At 43.6% G+C, this 25,477-nt stretch carries 23 protein-coding genes and 1 pseudogene; 18 read left to right on the top strand and 6 right to left on the bottom strand.

What is annotated here, in order from left to right; all coding sequences use genetic code 11:
• The first annotated feature begins 210 nt into the window (after positions 1 to 210).
• Both ACFP56_RS05420 and ACFP56_RS05415 read left to right on the top strand, forming a co-directional pair.
• Positions 211 to 996: an SDR family oxidoreductase gene (locus tag ACFP56_RS05420; protein WP_379232012.1), complete on the top strand. Its 786-nt coding sequence runs from the start codon at positions 211 to 213 to the stop codon at positions 994 to 996.
• Positions 997 to 1,244: 248 nt separating this feature from the next.
• Complete coding sequence (locus ACFP56_RS05415) at positions 1,245 to 1,952, top strand: SGNH/GDSL hydrolase family protein (RefSeq protein ID WP_379232010.1); 708 nt, start codon at positions 1,245 to 1,247, stop codon at positions 1,950 to 1,952.
• Positions 1,953 to 2,071: 119 nt separating this feature from the next.
• Here the strand turns inward: ACFP56_RS05415 and ACFP56_RS05410 are convergent, their stop codons facing one another.
• Entirely contained in the window at positions 2,072 to 2,665 is a 594-nt protein-coding gene (locus ACFP56_RS05410; protein WP_379232008.1) for a hypothetical protein, read from the bottom strand.
• Positions 2,666 to 2,982: 317 nt separating this feature from the next.
• Here ACFP56_RS05410 and ACFP56_RS05405 point away from each other — a divergent pair, with 317 nt between their 5' ends.
• Positions 2,983 to 3,963: an aldo/keto reductase gene (locus ACFP56_RS05405; RefSeq protein ID WP_379232006.1), complete on the top strand. Its 981-nt coding sequence runs from the start codon at positions 2,983 to 2,985 to the stop codon at positions 3,961 to 3,963.
• Positions 3,964 to 4,406: 443 nt separating this feature from the next.
• Positions 4,407 to 5,486, top strand: coding sequence for an AI-2E family transporter (locus ACFP56_RS05400; RefSeq protein ID WP_379232004.1), 1,080 nt, complete (start codon positions 4,407 to 4,409; stop codon positions 5,484 to 5,486).
• A 405-nt stretch (positions 5,487 to 5,891) separates the two neighbouring features.
• Here ACFP56_RS05400 and ACFP56_RS05395 read toward each other — a convergent pair whose 3' ends face one another.
• A complete protein-coding gene (locus tag ACFP56_RS05395) occupies positions 5,892 to 6,083 on the bottom strand; it encodes a hypothetical protein (protein ID WP_379232002.1) in 192 nt (63 codons plus the stop codon).
• A 143-nt stretch (positions 6,084 to 6,226) separates the two neighbouring features.
• On the opposite strand from ACFP56_RS05395, the gene ACFP56_RS05390 reads away from it, so the two are divergent.
• The 4 genes from ACFP56_RS05390 to ACFP56_RS05375 all read left to right on the top strand — a co-directional run bounded on the left by ACFP56_RS05390 (position 6,227) and on the right by ACFP56_RS05375 (position 7,795).
• Positions 6,227 to 6,376, top strand: a complete 150-nt coding sequence (locus ACFP56_RS05390; protein WP_379231999.1) for a YfhD family protein — start codon at positions 6,227 to 6,229, stop codon at positions 6,374 to 6,376.
• Between the two features lie 16 nt (positions 6,377 to 6,392).
• A complete protein-coding gene (locus ACFP56_RS05385; protein WP_379231997.1) occupies positions 6,393 to 6,761 on the top strand; it encodes a hypothetical protein in 369 nt (122 codons plus the stop codon).
• Between the two features lie 188 nt (positions 6,762 to 6,949).
• Positions 6,950 to 7,396: an aminoglycoside 6'-N-acetyltransferase gene (aac(6'), locus tag ACFP56_RS05380; protein ID WP_379231995.1), complete on the top strand. Its 447-nt coding sequence runs from the start codon at positions 6,950 to 6,952 to the stop codon at positions 7,394 to 7,396.
• A gap of 18 nt (positions 7,397 to 7,414) precedes the next feature.
• Positions 7,415 to 7,795, top strand: coding sequence for a hypothetical protein (locus tag ACFP56_RS05375; RefSeq protein WP_379231993.1), 381 nt, complete (start codon positions 7,415 to 7,417; stop codon positions 7,793 to 7,795).
• Between the two features lie 64 nt (positions 7,796 to 7,859).
• Here the strand turns inward: ACFP56_RS05375 and ACFP56_RS05370 are convergent, their stop codons facing one another.
• Both ACFP56_RS05370 and shc read right to left on the bottom strand, forming a co-directional pair.
• Positions 7,860 to 8,198: a L,D-transpeptidase gene (locus ACFP56_RS05370; protein WP_379231991.1), complete on the bottom strand. Its 339-nt coding sequence runs from the start codon at positions 8,196 to 8,198 to the stop codon at positions 7,860 to 7,862.
• Positions 8,199 to 8,256: 58 nt separating this feature from the next.
• Positions 8,257 to 10,152, bottom strand: a complete 1,896-nt coding sequence (gene shc / locus ACFP56_RS05365) for a squalene--hopene cyclase (protein ID WP_379231989.1) — start codon at positions 10,150 to 10,152, stop codon at positions 8,257 to 8,259.
• Between the two features lie 305 nt (positions 10,153 to 10,457).
• Here shc and ACFP56_RS05360 point away from each other — a divergent pair, with 305 nt between their 5' ends.
• The 4 genes and pseudogenes from ACFP56_RS05360 (at position 10,458) to ACFP56_RS05345 (ending at position 14,361) form a co-directional block, all read left to right on the top strand.
• Entirely contained in the window at positions 10,458 to 10,784 is a 327-nt protein-coding gene (locus ACFP56_RS05360; RefSeq protein ID WP_379231987.1) for an ArsR/SmtB family transcription factor, read from the top strand.
• Positions 10,781 to 11,176: pseudogene (locus ACFP56_RS05355) on the top strand (SRPBCC family protein). The gene ACFP56_RS05360 and the pseudogene ACFP56_RS05355 overlap by 4 nt, the downstream one beginning before the upstream one ends.
• Before the next feature lie 207 nt (positions 11,177 to 11,383).
• Positions 11,384 to 13,642, top strand: coding sequence for an ATP-binding cassette domain-containing protein (locus ACFP56_RS05350; RefSeq protein ID WP_379231985.1), 2,259 nt, complete (start codon positions 11,384 to 11,386; stop codon positions 13,640 to 13,642).
• A gap of 23 nt (positions 13,643 to 13,665) precedes the next feature.
• Positions 13,666 to 14,361 carry an FAD-dependent oxidoreductase gene (locus ACFP56_RS05345; RefSeq protein ID WP_379231983.1) on the top strand — a complete coding sequence of 232 codons (696 nt, stop codon included), beginning with the start codon at positions 13,666 to 13,668 and terminating at the stop codon, positions 14,359 to 14,361.
• Positions 14,362 to 14,533: 172 nt separating this feature from the next.
• Here the strand turns inward: ACFP56_RS05345 and ACFP56_RS05340 are convergent, their stop codons facing one another.
• Together ACFP56_RS05340 and ACFP56_RS05335 are read right to left on the bottom strand one after the other, a co-directional pair.
• A complete protein-coding gene (locus ACFP56_RS05340) occupies positions 14,534 to 15,145 on the bottom strand; it encodes a GNAT family N-acetyltransferase (protein ID WP_379231981.1) in 612 nt (203 codons plus the stop codon).
• Entirely contained in the window at positions 15,123 to 15,752 is a 630-nt protein-coding gene (locus tag ACFP56_RS05335; RefSeq protein WP_379231978.1) for a TetR/AcrR family transcriptional regulator, read from the bottom strand. The genes ACFP56_RS05340 and ACFP56_RS05335 overlap by 23 nt, the downstream gene beginning before the upstream one ends.
• A gap of 613 nt (positions 15,753 to 16,365) precedes the next feature.
• Here ACFP56_RS05335 and ACFP56_RS05330 point away from each other — a divergent pair.
• From ACFP56_RS05330 to ACFP56_RS05305, 6 genes are read left to right on the top strand one after another with little or no spacing between them, the layout of a single operon-like run.
• Positions 16,366 to 16,911 (top strand): hypothetical protein, encoded by a 546-nt coding sequence (locus ACFP56_RS05330; RefSeq protein ID WP_379231976.1) that lies wholly within the window; start codon positions 16,366 to 16,368, stop codon positions 16,909 to 16,911.
• A 20-nt stretch (positions 16,912 to 16,931) separates the two neighbouring features.
• Positions 16,932 to 19,697, top strand: a complete 2,766-nt coding sequence (locus tag ACFP56_RS05325) for a DUF6603 domain-containing protein (protein WP_379231974.1) — start codon at positions 16,932 to 16,934, stop codon at positions 19,695 to 19,697.
• Positions 19,698 to 19,722: 25 nt separating this feature from the next.
• Positions 19,723 to 21,066, top strand: coding sequence for a hypothetical protein (locus ACFP56_RS05320; protein ID WP_379231972.1), 1,344 nt, complete (start codon positions 19,723 to 19,725; stop codon positions 21,064 to 21,066).
• The gene (locus tag ACFP56_RS05315; RefSeq protein WP_379231970.1) at positions 21,050 to 21,916 is read left to right on the top strand and encodes a hypothetical protein; all 867 of its coding nucleotides are present in this window, start codon (positions 21,050 to 21,052) and stop codon (positions 21,914 to 21,916) included. Before ACFP56_RS05320 ends, ACFP56_RS05315 begins: the two co-directional genes overlap by 17 nt.
• Before the next feature lie 31 nt (positions 21,917 to 21,947).
• The gene (locus tag ACFP56_RS05310; protein WP_379231967.1) at positions 21,948 to 23,552 is read left to right on the top strand and encodes a Hint domain-containing protein; all 1,605 of its coding nucleotides are present in this window, start codon (positions 21,948 to 21,950) and stop codon (positions 23,550 to 23,552) included.
• On the top strand, positions 23,542 to 25,476 hold the full coding sequence (locus tag ACFP56_RS05305) for a DUF6765 family protein (protein WP_379231964.1): 1,935 nt from the start codon (positions 23,542 to 23,544) through the stop codon (positions 25,474 to 25,476). Before ACFP56_RS05310 ends, ACFP56_RS05305 begins: the two co-directional genes overlap by 11 nt.
• Position 25,477 lies beyond the last annotated feature (1 nt).

Genomic DNA, 25,477 nt, shown 5'->3' with positions numbered 1-25,477 from the left:
CGCTGATTGGCAATCATACTCGTTTATGTACATCCTGTGCGCGATAATTAGCGTTTTCATGCCCTTTATAGCCTATGAGCGCGGAGCAGACACAATTCGAAGAATGACTCCAACCTGATACGGTTGACTTAAACTGCAAGCATGAATTTGTTAGCAATAGGCAATCTTAAGAAGGGATGTACATATTTGCATCAGGAGGTAGATTGTCGTATGACAGATACGAGCTTACAGAATAAAGTCGCGCTCATTACTGGCGCTGCATCAGGAATTGGTCAAGCTACAGCAATTGCATTAGCCAAGGCGGGCGCCAAAATTGTGCTTGTCGATCTTAATAACGAGCGCGCTGAATCAACTGAAGAACAAATTAAGCAAGCAGGCGGGGAATGTATTTTTGTCGATACCGATGTCGCAGATCCTAAACGTGTTGAGACAGCGATACAAAAAGCGGTCGAAACATTCCAGTCCATCGATATCGTATTCGCCAATGCAGGCATTAATGGTACGGTTGCGCCAATCGAAGATTTAACACCAGATCAGTGGGATGAAACGTTAACGACGAATTTAAAGAGTACGTTCCTCACTGTGAAATATGCCGTTCCACATATGAAGCAAAACGGCGGAAGTATTATTATTACAAGCTCCATTAACGGCAGCAGAAAATTTTCCGGCTTCGGCATGTCCGCATACAGCTCCTCGAAAGCGGGGCAGGTCGCTTTTGCCAAGATGGCTGCACTTGAGCTGGCACAATATAAAATACGTGTAAACGTCATTTGTCCAGGTGCGATTGAAACCAATATCGGCGAAAATACGTTCAAGCAGCCTGAAGTTGAGAAAATCCAAATCCCTGTTGTCTATCCGGAAGGCAGTCAGCCGCTGGAGCACGGGCCGGGTAAGCCAGAGCAAGTGGCTGATCTTGTCAAATTTTTAGCTTCATCAAGCTCCAGTCATATTTCAGGCACTGAAATCTTTATTGATGGTGCAGAAACGCTGCTTTAGCTCGTAGCAATAGTAAGTAAAGCGTAATTTACATGTCATTTAACCCGAATGAGATAGACTTTTATTCGGGTTTTTCTACTAGCTAAAAAATGGTTCATAGATTTGATTGGTGCAGCATGTAGGCTTTAAGGCATGACACCCCTCACGTCAAACTCATGACATTCATCAGCTGTGGTTTCAATGGGCGGCTTGGTATAATAGTGGTAAATCATAACAAGACAGATATAGAGCCGAATGGAGGGGGAGCAATGCTGAACAAAAGCTTGAACATAGGAGTATTCGGAGATTCAATTGGCAAGGGAATACTGCTCAAGCCTGAATCCAATCGTTACAGTACCATTAAACTTGATCTGCATAAATTAATTGGCGCTAGTCAGCAGCAGCTAAGTATTCAAAATTACTGCATGATGGGCAGCACAATTACAAAGGGACTGTCTATTCTTGATCGTCATATGGACAAGGTCAAGCAGTTTCAAACTGTATTTTTAGAATTTGGCGGGAATGATTGCGATTATAATTGGCAGCAGATCTCAGAGCAGCCCCACACAGAGCATGAATGCAATACGCCGATTCCTCTATTTCTGAAACAATATAGCGAAATGATCAATAAAATACGAGCACGTCAAGGCAATCCTATCATGCTTACATTGCCGCCTTTAGTACCTGACAAATACTTTGACTGGCTGTCTCGCAATCTCAACAAAGACAATATTTTAACGTGGCTCGGTGGAGATGTAAACGCGATTTACCGCTGGCAGGAGCTGTACAACGCGAAGGTGACCTCGCTAGCTGCGAAGCTTTCCGTACCACTGATAGATATTCGTTCAGCCTTTCTCACGCATCCTCGCTATCAACAGCTAATGTGCGAGGATGGCATTCATCCGAATGAGGCTGGTTACACCTTAATCTATAGAACAATATCCAAGCAGTATCGTCATGCGATGCTGTCCGTATAACAAAAAGCTTCTCCCAAGAGTGAGAAGCTTTTTGTTATACGGTGCTATAGGTATTCATTCTATTGAAAACACACTGGTTAGCATTCATCTTGACATGAGAGCGGATTGAAGATTAACGACTATTGATACTTGTTTTTCCACAGGTCTATCCATTCTGTATAGAGCAAGCCCGAGATTTCTTCAAGCGTTTGACCATCCACAGAATAGAAGCCACCCATCATGACAGAGCCATCCGTAGGAACAGGGTAGGAGGTACCTCCGATAACCTCACCTTCACTTAGCATAACGTTAACATGAATCTCATACACATCTGGATGCTCAGCTACTGAATAGATTTCTTCAAGTGGATGATTTGTAACGACATAGCTGTATGTCGTAATTGATTTTCCGAAATAATGGTCTGGATCAACTGGCTGAACAGCCCATATTCCTGAATAAGGCTCCTCTAGAATGGTGGAGCGCTCTAAAATATAAGAACCAGATGATCCTTTTGCCGTAATTATGTCATATCCTTTGGATTCCAAATATTCCACAGCTTGTTGTTGTTCATAATCTGCATCTGGTGCAACTTTACCATTATCAGGTTCGACTTCCGTTTCTGTTTGCTTCTCATTTTCAACGGTTGGCGTTTCCCTGACAGGAAGCATTTCATTGCTGCAACCAAACGTTGCTAGCAAGGCACATCCGATCACAATAAGCTTAAACTTACTCATCGTCATTTCCTCCAATCCTTTTGCAGTGCTGCGTTCATTTCTATCGTTCTTTATAACGCGCATTTAGCATCCAACAACAAACCCTATTATACATTATTTTCAAAATTCGTATATGATCTAACGGTTTAACACGAAAAAGGTTAACAGCATTAATAAATTAAAAGATATTTTCATTTAAGCTGTAAACTCGAAGGTGCAACCAACTGTATCAATGGACGTGCATTGAATCCATTTCTCGTAAATGAGATAATAGAGCGGACAGCATAGAACGAACACCATAAAACCTATCTTGGATGAATCGAAAGTGAGGGCAACGAATGGAGTACGTAAAGCTCGGAAACACAGGATTGGATGTTTCTCGCATATGTCTCGGCTGCATGAGCTTCGGTGATGCAACGAAATGGACGCATCCATGGGTGCTGAATGAAGAAAACAGTCGACCTATTATTAAGAGAGCGCTTGAGCTCGGGATCAACTTTTTCGACACAGCTAATATTTATTCGCATGGATCGAGTGAAGAAATTGTTGGCCGTGCGTTGAATGATTATGCCAACCGAGACGAAGTCGTAATTGCGACCAAGGTTCATTTTCGTATGCACGAAGGTCCTAATGGTGCTGGTCTTTCCCGTAAAGCCATTATGAGTGAAATCGACAAAAGTCTTAAGCGCCTCGGCACTGATTATGTTGATCTGTACCAGATTCACCGCTGGGATTACAACACGCCTATTGAAGAGACGATGGAAGCACTTCATGACGTTGTAAAAGCCGGGAAAGCGAGATACATAGGAGCATCTGCGATGTACGCGTGGCAATTTTTAAAAGCGCTGCATGTTGCGGAGAAGAATGGGTGGACGCGCTTTGTATCGATGCAAAACCATCTTAATCTCATTTATCGTGAGGAAGAGCGTGAAATGATGCCGCTGTGCAAGGAAGAGAAGATAGGCGTTATTCCATATAGTCCGCTTGCAGCAGGTCGATTGGCGCGTGAATGGTCTACTACGACATATCGCAAGCAAACCGATCAGGCGCAAAAAATGAAGTACGACTCAACACTTGAGTTAGATCAAGTCATTGCTGACCGCGTAACTGCGATTGCACAAAATCGCGGTGTGCCTCGTTCTCACGTATCTCTTGCTTGGTTATTGCAAAAAGAAACGGTCGCAGCCCCAATTATCGGTGTAACAAGTAGAGAGCAGCTCGATGAAGCAATCGGCTCGTTGTCGCTACAGCTGACAGCTGAAGAGATAACGTCATTAGAGGAGTTATACGCTCCGCATCGAGTTGTCGGACCGCAGTAATACGCTGTGCAGTGATGAACGACGCAATCGTTTATTACTTAGTGGATATAGCTTCATTTACCAGCTCCTCGGTGAACGGGGAGCTTTTTTATGTGCATTACACTCGTATTTGAAATCGCATCTAAATCGTTTTTATAATAAAGTTAGAACCATTTGCTAATGTATCCGTATGAATCATAGAACGAGATCGTTTGACATATGGTAAAGCAAGCGCTCAAAAGCTTCTAACAACACGTTCGAAGAAGAATCGTACAAGCTGCTGCAATAACAAACATCAGGTAGGCCAAGCTGCTAGGGAGGAATGACATCATAATCGTTTGTATAAGTCGCACATCGTATGAACAGGATGCCTAAAAGGCAATCTAGTATTAGTCAGTGTCTTAGCCTTCGCGAAAACGAATAGGACTATAAATTTTATCACTACATAAAGGAGACTAACCCATTTGATTAAATTAACGCGAGCCATTCAAATTGCACTATTCGTAACGTTGTTGTTCGTCATCATATTTCTGTACGCTCAAGTTGATCATTTATTTGCTTCATTCGGATCACTTGTGCAAATTATATTTGTCCCAATTTTGTTAGCCGCATTTTTCTATTATTTAATTCGTCCTCTCATTGGGTTCATGGGAAAATACAGAATAAAGCGGACGCCGGCCATATTAATTGTATTTCTAATATTGACGGCATTTCTTGTATGGTTTGTATTAGCGATGCTGCCGCTTCTTCAGAAGCAATTTATTAGTTTGATTGAAAATGCGCCAAGCTTCTTTGACGCAATAGGCAAGCAAATTCATGAACTTCAGCAAAATGAAATGTTTAGCTCGATCTTTCCTGCAAGTGAATTTGATTGGTCAACCGTGTCCAACTACATTAACAAAGGACTATCCAGTGTTAACGCCTATATTGGAAGTCTCGTAAATTTTGTATCCAATTTCACCATTGTTCTGTTTATAACGCCGATTATTCTGTTTTTCTTGCTAAGAGAAGGGGAGAAGCTTCCAGCGCGAGTAGTTAGAGGGACACCACATCGTTTTAAAGGCGACGTGCAGGAAATGCTAGGTGACTTCGATAAAGTGCTTAGCAATTTCATTGTCGGTAGAGTGCTGGTAAACCTGGCTTTAGGTGTGCTGATGTATATTGGATTTATCATAATTGATCTACGGTATGCACTACTGCTAACGACAATTGCAGTTATCGCGAATTTTATTCCTTTTGTTGGAGCAATCTTGTCTTCAGTCCCAATTGTGATCGTCGGACTTGTTGATTCTCCTTCCAAAGCGATCTGGGCGCTCATTATCATTTTGCTTGCACAGCAAATCCAGGATAATTTGATCGCGCCATATATTTTCGGAAAGCAGCTCAATATTCATCCGCTAACTACGATTATTCTTGTATTAGGCGCCGGAAAAATGGGTGGTATAATTGCAATGATTATTATCATTCCGGCTTACCTAATCGTGAAGGTGATTGCGATCAAGGTATACAAGCTGTTCTTGAAGGAAAAGTGGGAGAATATATAGGAAAGTAAATGGCGGGCTTAAAATTTATCTAAGTGAATCAAAAACGAGTGCATCCCATTATAGATGCACTCGTTTTTTAGTTGTGGTCGTTCTTAATAATGCTCCCGCCTGCAACAATTGTAAAAATAAGTGTAGCCACCATAATGATAATCAGCATTGTAGGCAACATGTCGACAACCTCCTTAATCCGCTTATCGCATAATAGTTGCTTATTATTTTAGCAAAAGATAGAAGGCACGCATACCGCAATACGATTGTTTCAAAAAGTATTCATAATTATGCCAAGCTGTAATAATTTCGTCAAAATTATGTAGATTCAATTAAAAAGGTCGAAGCAGCTATTTCTAGCGCTGCGACCTCTAAGATACGTTGCTGTCAGCTTTTAGCGCTGAACCTAAGCATTCATTATTCCTTCGGACTGTTTTCGCTGTATAGTTTACGCTTCTGCTCGAACTCTGTAATCTCCTCGCCACCGTTGAATATAAAGTTGGTGTCATTGTCGCTAATGCTTAGCTCTTCTTTTCCTTTTTTATGCAGTGGCGCCAAGTGACTTTGTAATTCATCTTGATTTTGATGTTGCTTCTTGTCGTTCGTCATCTGTTTAGCCCTCCGTAGTTAATAATTCATTGCAGTATTAGGCTGTCAATTTAACACTCTAAATATGTACGATTGCCATTTGTGATAAATATTAAATCCGCAGGGTAAGCTACCTATATATTGCTTTTGTGAGGTGAATAAGGATGGAAAAAAATCAAGAGCAACGTCATAAAAATTTGCCTGTGAACAAAGTAGAAGATGTTGAATTTTCTAGAGAACTAGCGGATCAAGAGGACCTTGAAGCGTTAGAGCGAGCTGAAAAGGCAGATCGCAGACAGCAGGAATCTGAGTAGAAAGAAGGCCTTGCAAGTGGAGAAGAACATACTGGCTTACTTTAAGAGTCCAGAAGAAGCGGAACAAGCGGCAAAGCAATTAGAAGCAATCGGTACCATTGATATGAGTATCGATCGCTTTTCCAAAAATCCTGGTGGCGATCTTAACAGTATTATGAATCCCATTACAGGTGAATTTTCAAGCCTTGCAAGCTTATCACTGAATGCAGACATAACGGAAAGAGACGCAGGAATATTGCTAGCTTCAGGAACTGATGCAAGCGGCTTAAGTGATGGCGGGCAAGGCGGTCCTACTGGTCGCGATATATTGCTGACTGTAGTCGTTGATGAAGCGGTACATCAGCAAGCATTGCAAATCTGCGAGCAGGCTGGCGGATTAGTGTAAAATAAGTTTCTTAAAGGTAAGACGAGAAAGAATGCCCTTTGGTAACATTGATCGTGGATCGATGTAACACCAAGGGGTATTTTTCTTCTAGAAAAAGCTTCTATTGCCAACCTGATTCCAATTTATGTGAAGATTCGCTATACTTAATTAATATTAAACCTATTACTTTTGAAAAGAGTTGAAGCGCTATGAATATTGTAAAAGCCGATTTAACTTGTCTTCATCAACTGACCGACTTGGCGTTGAAGCTTTGGCCACACAATACCGCGGAGCATTTAATGCCTGAATTCGAAGCGCTCATGCATTCAGAAAAAGACATAGTGTTATTGGCTGAAGTAGAAGGGACGTATGCTGGATTCATACATATGTCACTTCGATCAGATTATGTGGAAGGATCAGATTCAAGCCCAGTCGGATATATAGAAGGCATCTACGTTGAAGAGGCGTATAGAAATCAGGGGATATCGAGAAAACTCGTTGAATCTGGAGAAGAGTGGGCGGTTTCGCTTGGCTGTACTCAAATCGCCTCCGATACAGAATTACATAATACAGAAAGTCAGGAGTTTCACAAGAGTATTGGATTTAAAGAAGCTGGTAGAATTGTAGCCTTTATTAAAGACGTACATCATTCGTAGAAGAGAGGCATTATTAAAATGATTCTAGTGTCCGCTATTCTGTTTTCTATCTTGATCTTTATCGTAATTCTATTCCAGGCAGCATTAGCTTTAGGCGCGCCATGGGGAGAGTATGCAATGGGTGGTAAATTCCCTGGTAAGTTTCCCCCTCAGATGCGTGTTGCTTGTATTTTCCAGATCGTGATCCTCATTTTTCTTGGGTTAATCGTACTTAGTAAAGTAGAGCTGTTGCTATCTAGCTGGTCCTCGTTCGCCAAGGTGGCGATCTGGTTTGTAGTAGCTTTTTCAGCGGTCTCCACAGTATTGAACACGATAACAAAAAGCGTACCCGAGAGAAGAATATGGGCACCTGTCTCTGTGCTACTCCTTCTTACAAGCCTCATTACTGCCGTTAGCTAAAATGAATATTCACAAAAGCAACATTTACTTTCCACACATTACAAAACAATACGCCCGTGACTAATCACGGGCGTATTGTTACTCTTGTTCCGACTGGAACGAGTGAGGCGAGCTCAAGCACATCCTGATTGTACATGCGAATGCATCCATGAGATACTTCATGACCAATCGAGGCGGGATTGTTCGTGCCGTGAATCCCGTAAGACGGCTTAGATAATCCCATCCAAAAAGCTCCGAACGGTCCCCCAGGATTGCGTTGCTTATTGATGATTGTAAACTCGCCTACAGGGGTTTGCGTGACCATTCTGCCAATACCTACTGGAAAGCCTCGTACAACGACATCGTTATCCAGCAGATAAAGTCTTCTATCTGAAAGATCAACAATAATTCTGTAATTTGGCATACCTATCAGCCTCCACGATATCCTATGTGGACATTTGCTGGCGTGGCAGGGCTACTAACTAACTCATATATTTCTTTTTGTAATGACTTAAAGCGAGAAGAGGATAGATGTAGCGATAGCTGTGATAATGCACGTAGAAATTTCCTGGAAGTCCTGCGCCTGTCGGATAAATCGTCTGCCAGTCGTTCTCATTAATTAATGTCATTAATCTTTTTATGCCCTTAATGATTGCTGGCGTTGGCTGCTCATGAACCGAAATCAGTGCATCCAGCGCCCATGCCGTTTGTGAAGGCGTGCTCTCATGAAGCGGAATATAGCGCATATGACGATCACTTTCACACGATTCGCCCCAGCCACCGTCCGGATTCTGAATCGACAATAACCAATCGACTGCCCGCAGAACTGTCTTGCGCCTTGCGGATACACCAGCAGCCATTAAGCCTGTCAGCGCTGCCCATGTGCCGTAAATATAGCAGATCCCCCATTTCCCATACCATGATCCATCCGTTTCCTGATTATTCTCTATCCAGTTCACGCCGCGCTTGATCGATCTATGATCCTGATCAAGCGCGGTATAGCTTCCTAAATACTCTAACGTACGACCGGTCAAATCCGCAGTTGAAGGATCGATTGCAGCTGCTTTTGCGCCATCTAATGCAAGCCAGGTTAGCATCTTATTATCTACATTTTTCTCGAAGGCTGGCCAGCCGCCGTCGTTGTTTTGCATGGATAGTAGCCAGTCTAGTCCAAGAGCAGAAGCTTTGCTGCAGCGTTCGTCATGCTCAGAAGCTTTATAGATCGCTCGCAATGCTGCTGTTGTATCATCAATATCAGGATTAATCGTATTAGACTCAGAAAACCCCCAGCCCCCTGGATCAGCTTTTGGATTATGAACGCTCCAATCGCCTTTTTTGTGATGCTGCATTCGCAACAAATATGCATTTGCTTGATCAATAGCTGGGTGATGGTGCGGTACATTTGCTTGCTGCAGAGCATAACTAATTAATGCAGTGTCCCAAATCGTGGAGGGCGAGTTCTGCATGGTGACGGTATTACTTGCGCTAATGTCGCGCATCTGAAGAAGACCTTCAACAGCCTTCCTAATGCGAGTATGCTGTGGATCATAACCTAAAGCAAGCAGAGCAAATACCATCAATATGGTTGAGCTTGCATAACTATACAAGGTTCCGTCCTCTTCAATTCTATCGAGCATGAATGCTTCAGCTTTCTCTTTGGCAATTTCATTCAATGCAGAACCAATGAGCCGACTGCAGCCTGTATAAATACTGTCCTGCATCTGAAAAAATTCAATTGGCAGCTCCTCATGCTCAATTCGGTTGGTACCATTAAGAATGAAGCCTGTTAGATCAACGTTCGATTGTACACGGTAATCGAGCTTTGCCATAATGAGCATAGGAATAAGATGTATTCTTGAGTATCCAGAGAATGAAAAGAGATTAACAGGCGAAATAGTAGGGAGAAGGACAATCTCCAGTGGAATCGAGGAGATCGAATCTGGCCACGGAAGCTGCCCGGTAATGGCGAGTATTGTTTTACTTAACAATCCTTTGGTACTTTTCAGTCCGCCTTGCGCGAGTATATAGTGCTGCGCCTTCACAATATGCTGATCGTCTAATCGACTATAGCCTGAAAACAACAGCGCAAGCACATTGTCGATAGTCGCTGCAAGGTTTCCATATTCTTCGTCCTTGTACAATGTCCAATATCCATCCGGATGCTGTTCCTTTATGATCCGATAATGAAGCTGCTGAATCAGCTCCTCATCTTGATACGCAAGTGTTCGCAGCAAAATAATAGTATAGGCATCAATAATCGTTCCATTCTCGAAGCAAAATCTCCAAGTTCCGTCGGCTTGTTGTTGATGAATTAGAAAATCAGTAAGCTGATGAATGGCAGTGTTAAGATCGTGCTCAAAGGCTCGTTCATGAGACATAACACACCCCCAAAGTCGTTTTTACATTATATTGAGAACGAAATGCAAACATGTTTGCAAGATTTTTGCACACTGCTATTGAACCTTACGTTAATAATAACTAATGGTGAGCAAACTGAATTGTTTATATTTCGCAACTGGTTGATATAATATAGTTGACAGGATACTAAAAGGTGTCCTATTATTAAGATGTCACCGAATGGTGTCCTTTAGTAAACCTGATGGGCTCCAATCCGAACACGTTAAGTATAGGTGAAGACAGTAGCGGCTATCCCTTGGCAATAATAGTAAGGAGATGGTGCTGTGTGAATGAGAACCAGTCACGGGATGTTTTTGACGCGATTGCTGATCCAACGAGACGACGGTTGATTCAGTTGTTGTCGGAAGCAGACGAGCTGCCGCTTCACGAGCTAACCGTACATTTTGAAATGGGTCGAACAGCGGTTTCCAAGCATTTGACAATCCTAAAGGAAGCTGGACTGGTACTAGATCGAAAAGTTGGCAGAGAAACACGATTTAGGCTAAATGCCTCTCCACTTAAAGAAATACAGGATTGGGTGTCTTTCTATAGCAAGTTTTGGAGAACAAATATGCTGCGCTTGAACCAGCTATTAGAGGAGGAAGAAGAATGAGTTTAAAATTAGAATTGGATTTCCAGTATTCTACAACGATTGAGAAGCTTTGGGCTGCGTTAACAGATTCCAACAAGCTTGAGAAATGGGTATTGCCTAACAATTTCGAGCCGGTAGTAGGTCACCGTTTTCAATTCCGTGCAGAGCCTAACGAATGGTGGGATGGCATAATTGATGGTGAGGTACTCGAACTAGATGAGCCACATCTGCTGTCTTATTCCTGGGCGAGTGGTGATGAAAAGCATACCGTTATATGAACACTGCAGGATCTAGGAGACGGAAAGGTTAACCTACATCTTGAGCAAACGGGCTTCTCCAATATTCATGGATTAAATGGAGCTAAGCATGGCTGGAGCGCATGGTGCAGTGAACTGGAGAAGGTGCTCAATTAATTTTTTACCCGATAAAATAAGCAACATAAAAGTTAAGCTTGCTTAGCCACTCTGAATAAATGGCTGCGAGTTACTTGCAGCCGTTTTGCAATCCGATCAGGCAACTAGGCAGTCGTTAGCGTTACGTTCAGCACAGTTTAAGTAAGAAATGATGTCAACAGTCATCATACTATTGTACGCATTCTACGCTATCGGAGGAGGTTCGTTATGAGCGAAGCTAATCAGGAATATATCGTCATATCGGCTGCAAGGGAAAACAATCTTAAGAATGTGTCACTGCGCATTCCAAAGCGAAAAATTACAATCTTCACAGGTGTTTCTGGCTCTGGAAAGTCCTCCATTGTGTTTGATACAATCGCAGCTGAATCCACGCGTTTGCTAAATGAGAATTTCAGCATGTTCGTTCGCAACTTTCTCCCCCGCTACCCACAGCCAGACGCGGATGCAATAGAGAATTTGAGTATGGCGGTTATTGTAGACCAGAAGCGACTGGGTGGAGGCTCTCACTCCACGATGGGAACGATCACGGATATTTCTCCCATCCTTCGCCTGCTGTTTTCTCGAGTAGGACAGCCATATGTCGGAGAAGCGAATAGATTCTCATTTAATGATCCGCAAGGCATGTGTCCCGAGTGCAACGGTATTGGCCGTAAGCTAGGCGTCATTATGAGCAAGGCGGTTGACATGTCCAAATCGTTGAATGAAGGAGCGCTTTTGCTGCCCGATTATGCGGTGAATGGCTGGGAATGGAACATGATTATGCAATCCGGGAGCTTTGATCCAGATAAAAAACTAAGCGATTATTCAGATGAAGAAATCGACCAGCTGCTGTACGGAAAGGCAAGAAAAGTGAAGATGGATTTCGCTGGTAAAGCAACCAACGTAACCGTAGAAGGCGTTATCGAAAAGTTCACGAACAAATACATTAAGCAGGATCTGAAGACAAAGTCAGAGCGAACACAAAAGGCGGTTGCGCCATACCTCTCGGAGGGTCCATGCCCATGCTGCCACGGTGCGAGGCTTAATCAAGCAGCACTAGGCTGCAAAATCAATGGACGCAATATTGCAGAGATGTCATCCATGGAGGTCGGTCAACTCATTCGCGTAATGCGCGAGATCGACGATGCGAAGGCTGCACCCGTTGTGAAATCACTCGTAGAAAGACTGCAGCACCTCGTTGATATCGGGCTCGATTACTTGACACTTGATCGTGAGACGGACACGTTATCTGGAGGCGAATCACAACGCGTTAAAATGGTAAAGCATCTGAGCGGCAGCTTGGTTGATGTCACGTATATCTTCGATGAGCCTAGTGTTGGCTTGCATCCTCGCGACGTACATCGCCTGAATGAATTGCTCCAAAAGCTTCGTGACAAGGGCAATACAGTAATCGTCGTTGAACATGATCCAGACGTCATTAAAGTAGCTGATCATATCGTGGATGTCGGTCCTTACGCTGGCAGCCGAGGTGGTACGATCGTATATGAGGGAAGCTATCAAGGGCTACTGCAATCAGAAACGTTAACAGGCAAGCATATGAAGCGTCCACTGCAGCTTAAGCAAGACTGCAGACAGTCTTCAGGAAAGCTGTCGATCAAGGATGCCACAATGCATAATTTGCAAAGCGTAAGTGTGGATATTCCTACAGGAATACTAACAGTCGTCACAGGTGTTGCGGGCTCTGGAAAAAGCACACTCATTAATGAAGTATTTCTTAGCCAGCATCCGGATGCAATCGTCATTGACCAATCGGCAATCGGCGTATCAACCCGCTCGAATCCTGCGACTTATACTGGTATTATGGACGATGTACGTAAGGCGTTCGCCTCTGCCAACAAAGTCAATCAGGGCTTATTCAGCTTCAATTCCAAGGGAGCGTGCGAGAACTGTCAGGGACTTGGTGTTGTATATGTTGACCTTTCGTTCTTTGATAGCGTAAAGCTGCCATGCGAGGTATGCGGCGGCAAGCGCTTCAAGGAGGAGGTTCTTGCCTACAAGCTGAACGATAAATCTGTTGCTGATGTATTGGAAATGACAGTAGAACAGGCGTTGGAGTTTTTCGAACTCAAGGAGGTAGTCCGCAAGCTTCAGGCATTGAAAGACGTTGGGCTTAACTATATTACACTTGGACAGCCGCTCAGCACGCTATCGGGCGGGGAATGCCAACGAATCAAGCTGGCAAGCGAGCTTCATAAAAAGGGAAGCATCTATGTCATGGATGAGCCAACGACTGGCCTGCACATGTCTGATATCAGTCATCTGATGGGCATCATGAACCGTCTTGTCGATGCAGGCAATACCGTTATCGTGATCGAGCATAATATCGACGTCATAAGCCAAGCCGATTGGATAATTGATATGGGGCCAGATGGGGGCAGCAACGGCGGGCAAGTTGTGTTTGAAGGCACGCCTTCGCAAATTATTCATGCCGAGCAGTCCATAACTGGACAATACTTGAAAGATTAATGGAATGAAAGGGAGCTGGAGTAATGGGATTCTTCAAAGATATGATCGCGGTTTTTCAAAAGAAAGAATTGAAATTCCTGGAATACAGAAAAGAAGCAGACGACGTATACAGCTTTATGTTTGAAAAACCGAATGATTTATCATGGAACGCTGGACAATACGGCCTGTTTACCATTACACATAAGTCCATAAAAAACAATACTCGACCGCTTAGCATCGCATCCGCGCCAGAAGAGAATGTAATTAGAATTACAACACGAATTAGCGATAGCCCAAGCGACTATAAAAAAGCTTTACTGGAATTAAAGCAGGGCATGACGATTAAAATGGGCGGACCTATAGGGAAGTTTAGTTTAGACGATAGTAGTCCTTCTCTACTTATTGCAGGTGGAATTGGCATTACGCCATTTCGTTCAATCCTTAAGCAAGTAGCAGGAGGGGGCAACTCTGCAAGACCAATCCATCTGCTTTATATGGATCGTCATCTTTTTAAGGATGAGCTTGATGCTATGGCTGAACAAGGTGTATTAACCGTAACGTATGTCAGCTCAAGAGATGCGCTGGAGCAGGAAATCGATCAGTTTGCAGCTCAACATAAGACAAGTGGAAACTATTATGTTGCTGGACCGAAATCACTCGTGGATTCCATCTCAAGTTATATGAACAAGCACAACGTTCCGAAGCAGCGTGTTAAGAAAGATGCCTTTTTCGGGTATTGATTGACACCATTGAACCTATGAAGCTACTTAAAGATTAAAAACAGCCTCCAAGTACTATGAACATGGATTTCGAGCCGAGGTGAGGGAGTCGGTTCTGTATTGGGGAAAGTTTTTCAAAGAAAGCCTGAGACTTTACAAAGCCTGCCCGGTGCTCGGACAGGCTTGTAAAGTCTTAGGCCTGCTTTAAGCAGAGCGAAACCATGTGATTAATACCGGATATGCGGGCCTGCCTGGGAGATAGGGTCTTGCGTTTGTACTCCGAGAACCCCAGCTTCTCATACAAGCGGATGGCCTGGATATTGGTATCGGCGACCTCTTCGATAAGATAGTTACGGTACGGCAAATTCTCCAGCATATGCCGAATAACTGCCGAAGCTGCTCCTTGGCCGCGGAAGGATAAGGCAGTACCGATGAATTCGACCGAGCCCGTTTCGGCTGGTGGATTGACAAACGGCTTTTGGAACTCCCTCTTCAAAATCAGAGCAGCCATCGATCCCTTGTACCAGCCCAGATGCCGGCGGAGTGGGGCGCTTTGGAGTTGTAGGGAGAAGCTGTGACAGTCCGTACATGCGCCGAAGGCAGCTACCCGATCGCCAGCGAGTGCCACATAAAATTGATCTAGCACGAACATATGAGCAAACGCCCTTACGATGACATCCCTGTCTTTAGAGAAATACGTGAGCCATTGCGAGAAGCAGTCGGCGAAAATCTCTGCCATCTGGTCCCTGACCTCTACACCCGCGCGGTCTGCTCGGACAACCTCAAATGCCCCTGAATGCTTCACTACATTCACCTTCTTTTTCGAATATTAAGGTCAAGAGTGATCTCGATGGCATCGAAAACTGCTCTTCCAGCAACACCTTCATCGTTGCTAACCCTTGAATAGAGGAGAAAAAATATTGTGCCATCTCAAAAGCGTTCCCTTCTCGGAGCTTGCCTTGTATCTGTCCTTGGACGATGAGCCCGGCAGTCGCTTGCAGTAGGTCACTATTGATCTGCTTGAGAGCGGCTTGCCGACCGTCCGTCTCAGTGGAGAAGAAGGATTGTGTCATCAACAGAAGGAGGTGTGCCAAGTCATCGCCGGAAGACAGATCGAGATACACCTCGTCCGCGAACCGTGCCAGTTCCTCAGCAGGCTCATCTCTGCTCTGAAATCTGACGATCAGCCCCTCCAGCCCGCTAATAGCGAATTGCACCAGTTTCTCGAATAGCTGATCCTTTGTTTTGTAATGGCGGTACAGCAGACCAGTGCTAACTCCAGCCGCATCGGCAATATGCTGCACATTGGTGGAACCGTATCCTTGACGAACGAACAGGCGCATCGCCGCTTTCTCGATTTTGGTGCGGGTTGCAAGGCGCATGGCCTCGTATTGTTCAGGTGTTCGGGGCACTTTTACCGCTCCTTTTTATAATGAATTTTTATTCATTATAAAATTCAACGAAGCAAATTGTCAACGCAGACTAGGTGTACCGATTATTGTTGGAATAAGATCAACCAGTCTAGTACTTTATGTTCTGCTTACATTTAATCCTAATATATTTGTTGCCGTTTGTGATACAGGTTACATATTTGTAATTAAAAGTAAGCTATATTGATATCAGGCCAACAACGTTTTTTCGTGTCGAACGAGATTCGATTCTAACCAGTATGTAAATTTTTCAGAGACCTATTTACCAACGGGCTACAATATTATATGATAATTTCTGCATTGACTTATATTATTTGCCATCCCCTCTACATTACATATGATTGCCCATAATCATTTAGATTCTATCTGCAAGCTTTAAATGAACCACCCTCACTGTAAAACCCCATCCGGTCCTGCTAACGATCATCACATCCTGACAACAACTTCAATCATTTAAACCCGTTCAAGCAAACAACTTCAGAATCCTCTCCATGACCATCTTCATAAGGATGGTATGTAGTTTTGGCGATTCAGCATCGCAGCTTTTATATAAATGTTTTGCATTATTTTTATTGTGGATGAGAGGATGGATAAAATGACTCAAGTTGTAGAACGTGTAAGTGCGGCTCCAGGCAACAATATTCAAGCTTTTATTGATCTTACGCTATTGAATTGCAATCTGAAAGGCGTCTATCAGTACCAGGTAATTAAAGGAGAAGGTGGAGTTGAGGACGAGACGAAAACCAAGATTCTTGTCATGCCAACCGATGAGAAGCCTCAAGGCATGAAACTGCTTGATCTTATTGATGAAATTAACGGCATCATCAGTTCCTTCGGCGGTGGTGAAAAGGTTAAGAAGGAGGACATGGTAGAAACACTTGCTTCCATGGGTTTAAAGGCGCTTGAGAACATTAGCGTTCAAATTAGACAGCTGTTCCTTTACGTGGATAAATCCAGTATAGAGGCGAATACAAAGCCATGTGAGTATGCCTTTAATTTTGTTGTACTGAATGAGGTTAAACCAGAAGAGAGCCTCAAGCTGTTCAATATCAAATCACTTGGGCTTGCCGTCTACAACACAGACCGCAAAAAAATCATTGAGCGCATGCAGCTTGAAAATATCGATGAGCTCCTAGCTTAATATAAGGAGAAATCGAAAAAATGAAGAAAAACGATGCTGAATCCGCCAAATCGTTAACGGTAGTCTTTCACAGTGAGTTTTACATAAAAGAAGCCCTGTTTCAAATTGCTTTGCTTAAGGATGAGAAGGGGCTCATCGTTTCAGGAGAGTGGATTAATCGAAACTTTTCTTTTGAAATGAATGATGTAGCTGCTTATTTTGATATCGTGATTCCGGATTCTTTCAATTTTGAATTGTTTATCGAAACTGTAAGACTTAAACTGGCCACCGCTACTAGTCAATTGGATTTCAAGGCAGTGATACGCGACTTCGGTGCTTTAGAGCTGGATTCCTGGAAGTCGCCCGACAAAGAAGAGCGCCATTATCTATTAACATTAACCTTTAATCGAAAGCTGGAGCTGACCAATCTACCAATATTGGGGCAGTTTTGTGACCCTGGCGATGGATTTGCCTTTAAGGAGCTTAGCTTAACCTATACCCCAAACGTTAATTTTATTATTGCCTTCCTGTCACAGCTCGTCATTAAACAGCATGCCGTCGACTTGAATGTGGACTATATTCATTCCTTAAAGCCTAAACCAAAAGATTATCTCTTAACTGCGGGTGAATCCAAGACAAAGAAAACCATCTACTGGCTAGAAATTAATAAAGGGTTCAGCATCCTGTATTTCTCCAAGATCGGAGTAAGCCTTGTTGAATCAAGAGTCACCTTTTATCTGGATGCCAGCTTTACGATTGCGATGCTCCGAATGGACTTCTTCGAGCTATACGTTTCAACCTCACTCAAGAAGCTGACCGACATCGACTTCGGCTTAGGTGGCTTGATGGTTACGCTGCAGAACCCTACCTTTAGCTTGGCAGGCGGACTGTATAAGTCTCAGGAGGAAGAGCTGCTCTACAATGGAATGCTGGGCTTGAGATTCAATCAGTATAGCTTTCAAGCTTTAGGCTCCTATGGCGAACTGCCTGGAAGCGGAGAGAAGAGCTTTTTCGCTTATCTAATGCTCGGGATGCCAATGGGTGGTCCACCGTTCTTTTTTGTAAATGGATTAGCGCTTGGATTCGGAGTGAATCGCTCCTTAAAACTGCCTGATATAAGCAGTGTTCGCACATTCCCGCTCGTTGCAGCAGCTATGGGGGACGATTCAGAGCTAAAGCCGAATACACCTCCCAAGCAGGCGTTAGGCGCATTAAGCAAGTCTATTGTTCCAGAAGCAGGACAATATTTCCTGTCTGCTGGCATACGATTCCTAACCTATGGTGTGCTGGAAAGCTTCGCGCTGCTTAATATTGAAATGGGCAAGCGACTCGTTATATCACTGCTGGGATTAGCTAATGCATCCATGCCACCTAAAGTGTCGGGCGTTAGTCCCATTATTAGAGCTGAACTGGCATTGAAAATCGTTTTTGATCCCGATCAGGGAGAATTTCTTATAGCGGCAGCTTTAACAGATCGCTCGTTTTTATTCCATCAAGATTGCAAGCTGACAGGTGGCTTTGCGATTGGATTTTGGTTCAAAGGAAACTATAGCGGTGACTTTATTGTCACATTAGGCGGCTGCCACCATCCTGCGTTTCAAAACCTTCATTACCCTGCCATACCGCCTTTAGGCATCTCTTGGATCATTAACAGTAATATTTCGGTGAAGGGAGAAGCCTACTTTGCATTAACGCCTTCTTGTATGATGGCCGGTGCCAGTCTGAAGCTTCTGTTCGAGTTAGGCTCACTTAAGGCATGGTTTTTTGCAGCCGCAGATTTTATTTTGAAATGGAAGCCGTTCTTCTATCAAGCAAGAGTACAAGTCAGTGTCGGTGTTTCCTACCGTATTAGCATTTTCGGTATAGGGAAAACATTCAAAATTGAATTAGGAGCTGGACTATCGCTTTGGGGTCCTGAATTCTCCGGAAAAGTAAGAGTGAACTGGTATATTATATCCTTCACAATCGGTTTTGGAGCGAATAGCCCTGAAGAACCGAAGCCAATTGAATGGGGCGAGTTCGCAGATAGCTTCTTACCAGGCGCAATCGAAAAACGTCAGAGCCCCTATGCTCTTGGCTATACCGAGCAAACACCAGAAGCACATCTGAGCAATGTCAGTATTACAGATGGACTGCTTTCTCAATATCCCACAAAAGAGGGCAGAGAGGCATATGTGGTAGACGGGTTCAGGGCGGGATTCATGATCGAGCACAAAACACCATGCACAGCCTTGTTCGTTAATGACCAAAATCTCATAAAAGGGCCAATTGATTTTGGCATTGTACCGATGGGACTGAGCAACGTTAAGCTGGAGCAGCATGTCACGATCAAAAGCTTGAAGGATGATCGTACGGTCTCTTGTCTGAATGTTGAGCCGATACTGAAAAATGTACCTTCTGCGCTATGGGGAAATAAGGGCGATAATCCAAATGCACCTATGCTGAACAATATGCCGATGGGAGTCGCAATTAAAGTTAATGAAGCGACTTCAATTGTACACGTGTTGCCTGAGACTGGAGGCTATGATGAAAAAGTACTTAGCGCAAGAGAATCTATAACCCGTGAGGTTGATTACCACCCACCAGTATTCAATCCCGCGGCTGCATATCCAACAGAGCCTGAGCGTGTATTATCTATCATTCACGAATCAATCGGAAGCAATCGACTTCGGGAGCTGCTGCTGCAAGAGACGGCTGCTGCTTTCGGAACACATCACGATGCACATTTCGGAAAAGTAGCCCATGATGCGCGAGCCGTCCTTTTTGCCATTCCTGAGCTTCGCACAACAGGCAGTGCAGATCTTTAATTTTTTCATGAACAGGGGAACGAAAATGGGAGAAGTCATTCGGTTCGCACAAATGTGCGAGCCTCCCCTTAAAGCTGGGGATTATCGTATTCAGGTCGAGCCTGTTACTAACATTGATTGCAAGCTTACCAGTACTATTACAGATATAACCGTTTCTACCGAGAGATTTCGCCTTTCACCCGATCAAATTTACTCGGTATATCCTCCCAGAGAGGCGGTAGGCAGCTACTCAGAATGCTTGCCGCATATTGTTTTGAATCGCAGGACCTTACCTTGGGAGAAGGTCTTGCTAGAGAATCAGCCAAGCATGCCGTGGCTAGCTTTGCTTGTATTTGATGAAACAGAAGAAATCGAGCTTTTCGAAAGTAATTGCGGCGAAGCGCTAGCACCGAAAATGGGTACGTATATTCCGTCTATCGAACTGCAGCCATATGAAAATCCGAAAGATCCTTGCACGTATGTCGAGGTTCCAGTGGATTTATTATCTGATATTTTGCCGTATGCACAAGCACTATCCTTGCTCTCACACGGTAAAGGTGTAAGCTTGGACGATAAAGTGACAGATGCCTCTGTTCAGGACAATTGGTTCGCCACTGTCGTAACGAATCGATTTTGCTTGGAGCCCGCGGATGAGAAGCAAACGATTCGTCATATAGCTTGTCTGGTTTCACTGGAAGGCTATGAGGAGTTACTAGAAAATGAGGCAGACCGACAGCACGCATTAGCGCGTTGTCATACTGCAAGAATGATTGTCCTGGCTAATTGGAGCTTCTCCATGTCAAAAGCAGCCTTTGATTTCGGATCTACCTTCTCGACGCTCGATGCAGGCATGATGTCAACGCCTTACTCTGGCAGCAACGCGTTAATCTCTCAGCTAAGCCAACTTGGATACTACCCGTTAAATCACCACATTCGAGACGGCAGCCATACCGTTTCATGGTATCAGTCTCCGCTTATTCCGTATGAAGAACAGCAGAAGAAGCTGAATTGCGTACGATTTGCCGATCAACTGCTTGCTTATGATCCTGAAATCAGCATGATGGATATACGATATTCAAGTGCTTGGCAGCTCGGAAAAGCTATGGCGCTTGCCGATCAAGCCTATGCCCAAAAGCTGTATGCGTGGCGACAAGCTAATCAGCTGCTTGCGAGAACCTCCGTCTATCACGGACTGCTAGCGCAGCACCTGTCTGAACAAGCAGCAGATCATAATCATGCGCATGAGCTTGGGAAGCAGTTTATCCACGCTGCGAGAGCGAATAATGAGGAATCAAGTCAATCTAGCGGTAAGCAAATACTGCTGCAGCAGCTTCAAGCACGCTACCACACTTTACTAGGAGAGGTGATCGCAGATGCAAGCAAGGAATGATTGGGAAGCATCGGCAACAAGACTCCGCGGTAACGTTCATCACTTATTTGAAGAACTTGCAGCATTAACGATTAATCAGCCCATCGATCCTGAGCATGAAGAGGATGACTTGATCGCCTGGCTGAGTGAATTGTGCTTGCTTAGCAATGTACCCTATCACTACCTCATACCATCAGAAAGCTTGCTGCCTAACAATGCGATACGTCTTTTCTATCTCAATCCAAACTGGCAGCAGGCTCTAGTAGATGGAGCGTGCAGCTTGGGGAGAAATGCATCGTTGGATCTAACCCACGATCAAGCTTTGATTGAAGCCGTTTTTGCTAAAATTGGCAAACGAATGAAAGCGGTTCGGCCTCTACTGCAGAAGAAGGCCTTATTATCAGAAAAGCTTGAGGAGGGCGTGCAAGTAATCGGAGGCTTTATTGTTCGATCGCCTTTAGTACGTGGTTGGAGGGGGCTGGAATTTCGAGCGTTGTCATCAGAAGGAAAGCCTTTGCGTGCGCTTCGTATCGAGACGCTGTCTGATGACGTGCTGATCGGCTTGTTTGACGGGGTTCCTTATACGCTGGAGATTGCACAGCCTCCAGAGGGTTTCTTTTTCGGATTTAATCGATTCAATGGACAGTTTTTCAAGAGATTAAGAAGCTTCGAGACAGGTGAGCTGCTAGCTGAATCTGATACTGTCGAGGTTGCCGTTCATAACGAGAAGAGACGTACAATTGACGTATGTCAAACCGTTAAAAATATGGAAGAATTTTTCCAAAAGGATGCATTCACCTCCGCTGAATTTGCCCTGCAGATGATTAAAACACCTTATATCGGCAAAGTGATCAGAAATGATGAAGCTTAAACTTAAATAGAAATAAAAGGAGATCGTATACATGTACAATTTTTTACCAGATTACCATAACAACGTGCTCTCCCAGATTGATCAAAACGAGGGATTCATGGAGCTGGATTTTTCTGATGAAGATCACTATCGCTTTTTTCTTAGTGAAGTAGGAGGACTGGAAGCCTTTAACAACAAGCATCCTCATCTTGAAAGCACACTACAAGCGCTTCGAACAACACCACTTGTACGTACTGTACAGTTATCGGCGGACGGCTTTCATGAAGGGCCAGAAGATAAAATGGCGATCGAAAACCTGCTTTTTTCTGAAAAGCAGCAGACCCATCTAGCAACAAATTCAGAAGGAAAAACGATGGCAACGATAATGGCTGATTATATGGAGAAGAAGGATCATATCGTTGTTGTATCCAAGCTGTATGATGTGACGAACAAAATATTGCTTCACAGTACAGCAGAAGACGTTTACGACACTTCTCAATTCAACGGGGTCATTCAGGCCGACTATCCAAAATATATCGAGGATAAACCGCGAGAGTTTATGATCAACAGCACCTTCTATTGCACAAGCAGTACAAATGAACTGCGGGCATTGAAGGCCTACGTTGCAAAATCGATAGGCTTCACTTTACAAGGTAACAGTAATATTATTAAAACCTTCACCTTAAACGCCCCGGTTATTAAAGAGGAACACCGCCAAGATCCTAATCATAAGGAAGTGAAAATATCGTATAGGCGTGCAGGCTCCATTCCAGATTATGATTATACGAACGATGACCAACCTTTCAAAGACGGCGACAACACAAAAATTCTTGTCCGTGTTCCGTTTTCTGTAACGATTGAAGCAGCGGACAAATGGTACATTAAGGGCTTTGATCAGAATTACGGCTATCGAATGTGGTTGAAAAATATGGTGAACGGCACAATCAACCATTATTGCAGCTACGAGCAGATCATTCAGCGCAAGGAGACTATCGATGATCAAAATCGCTGCACCAAAATGAACATTACCTTCCCTGAGTCATGGAACAATATTCTAGATTTCTCTAAAGTCGGCTATAAGGCTTATACCGATGTCGATTTGTATTCGAGCTTTGGCATCATAATGTACTCCAGTGACGACTTACAGATGACGGTTAGCGTGTCTGTGAAAAGCGATAGTGTCGATTACGACCATCTTAACATTCAATGTCCGAAAATTTTTATTCAATGGGGATGCGTCGCACGCGATACAGAGATTGTAATGGCAGACGGCACGCTAAAAAGAGCTGATCTCATTGAAATTGGCGAATATGTTAGAAATGCTGAAGGAGGCGCAGCTCAAGTAAAGAAGGTTCTGACTGGGTATGAAGCAAAACTGTATCAAATTTCTACGGCTAATCGTTACGTGCGAGTAACGCCCGACCATATCGTATGCACCGAGAAGGGGCTAATCCCTGCAATCGACCTGCAGCCGGGAATGTCGCTCAAAACAATAGCGGGTCTTGAACCGATTGTTACTGTCAGATGGTCAGATTATTATGATACTGTCTACAACTTTGAATTTGAACATGAGACCATCTTAATTGGCAACGGAATGATGATTGGCGATTCCATGCTGCAAAATCGGATAAAGGAGTTGGTCGCATATGAAGCTTGATTTTCATTACTTTACAATGAAGTTCATTGCCTTAAGGGTAGGCTTTAGCGAACAGGAGGCGCAATTAATCGCTTCAACCTGCCAGTTTATTAATGATAATCACCAACGAGCCGCTCTATATCTGCCTAAGGAGCAAGTGTCCAAGTCAATTATTGAACGCGGTCTATGTGAGGACGATCCTTCAAAAGGACCTGATATGTGCAAAATTCCTTTGCTCCTATCCGCACTCGAGCCTGACAACGTGGTGGAGTCGCTAAAAGAGGAGTCTAGTCAACTAGATATTCTTATTCCTTTCTATTACTTCCCGGATCAAGCCACTGACAAAGATGATCCTTTTTTTGATAAAACGCAATATCGGGTTACTCCGATCGAGACGCTGCAAAGCAATGAGGATTTTACCGCGATGTTCCAGCACGCTAAAGAACAATATGCAAACAGCAATAGCAATGATTCGGCTGAGGCGCGTCAAGCGTTAAGACGTCTTGGAGTTTTGCTGCATATCGCGTCAGACAGCTTTGCATATGTGCCTTTCAATGGTTATATGAGTGATGTAAATCAATGGACGATTGAAGAGGTGCTAGACACCCGTACATTCACTAACATTACGGATCAATATGATTCGCAGAAATATGCGACCTACCCCAATGTAGGCAAATACAGAACGAACGGAGTTAGCGAAGACTACAACAGACAGTTCCTTCTAACTGTAGAAAAACAACCGCGAAGCTTTATTCGAATCAATAATGATTACTTTGTAAAGGCAGCGTGGACGGTCTATAGCTTCTTATCTTATTTCCGCGGGATGACTCCATCGGAACAGGAATGGAGAGACAACATACATGCGCTGCTTAAGGATTGTTGGAATACAGACTCTTATCAGTACGATAAATTGAAGCAGCATTGGAGCAAGTTGACGAGCTTGAGCTATGACTATGATGAGGATGCGGTTCGGCAATCTATCGTTGACATTGATCCATCCTTGAAACCCGATCAACAGGGCTATTTTGATTTCTTGTTGATGCTGCAGGATGTGAAAGATGCTGTTAAAGAAAAATTAGAGGAGGACGAGGCAATGTTGACGACCGAAGATTGGGGCACTGCTGATATGACTTGCGACATCTCGGAGCCAAATTTTAACGGAGATACCTATGATCTAACCCTTACCGCTGGTTTTCCCAATAAAGTATCAACGCTAGTTGTATTAGTAAGCATTATGGATACAAACAAGCAGGAGCAAATTATGTCGGATACGTTCACCTATAAAAATATTAAGTCCGTATATGAAAAGATTACGCTTAAGATACCGAGTAACGATCAAAATCTACTGGCTAAAATCGACTTTGCTTGGCGTGATGAAACAAAAATGAAAAAGTCATTCAATAAGGAATATACCGTTGTCGGAAACGCTGCCATCATCTCTCAGTTAACAATGATTGAGCCTCACAGTAAAACAAATCGACCTAGCATTCAAATTGTAAATGGCTCAACTAGCGTTAGTGCGGATTATAATTACCCAATGAATGCCATGTATATTTCTCAAGAGGGCATTGCTCAGCTTGATTTATATGCTCCTATCGATCTTCAATTAAAGCTTGCAGATGGTTTCAAGCTGCTAGATTACGATAACCTTTCCATTTCATTAAAGCCTTCTAACAGTCAAGTCATCAAATACTGCAACAACTCCAAGTTTATTAGTCTGAAAACTGACAAGGATACAGGGATTATTCATATTCAAGCAACTGAGGAATGGAAGAACCGAATTCAAGTGAAGGATTACAGCTCTAGCATTGCTAGGCTTAAGCTTCAGATTCGTGTTACGTTAGAGGTTAGCTCACTTGAAGAGGATGGCTATCGTAGTATCGTCGTCGATACACTAAGTGATGGCTCGCTCATTACAGATCTTGAGTATATGTGGAACCAGTAAA

It is taken from the genome of Paenibacillus septentrionalis (genome assembly GCF_042659865.1).
Lineage (GTDB): Bacteria > Bacillota > Bacilli > Paenibacillales > Paenibacillaceae > Pristimantibacillus > Pristimantibacillus septentrionalis.
Note: the sequence above shows the minus strand (reverse complement) of the source record. Positions and strands in the feature narration are given on the sequence as shown.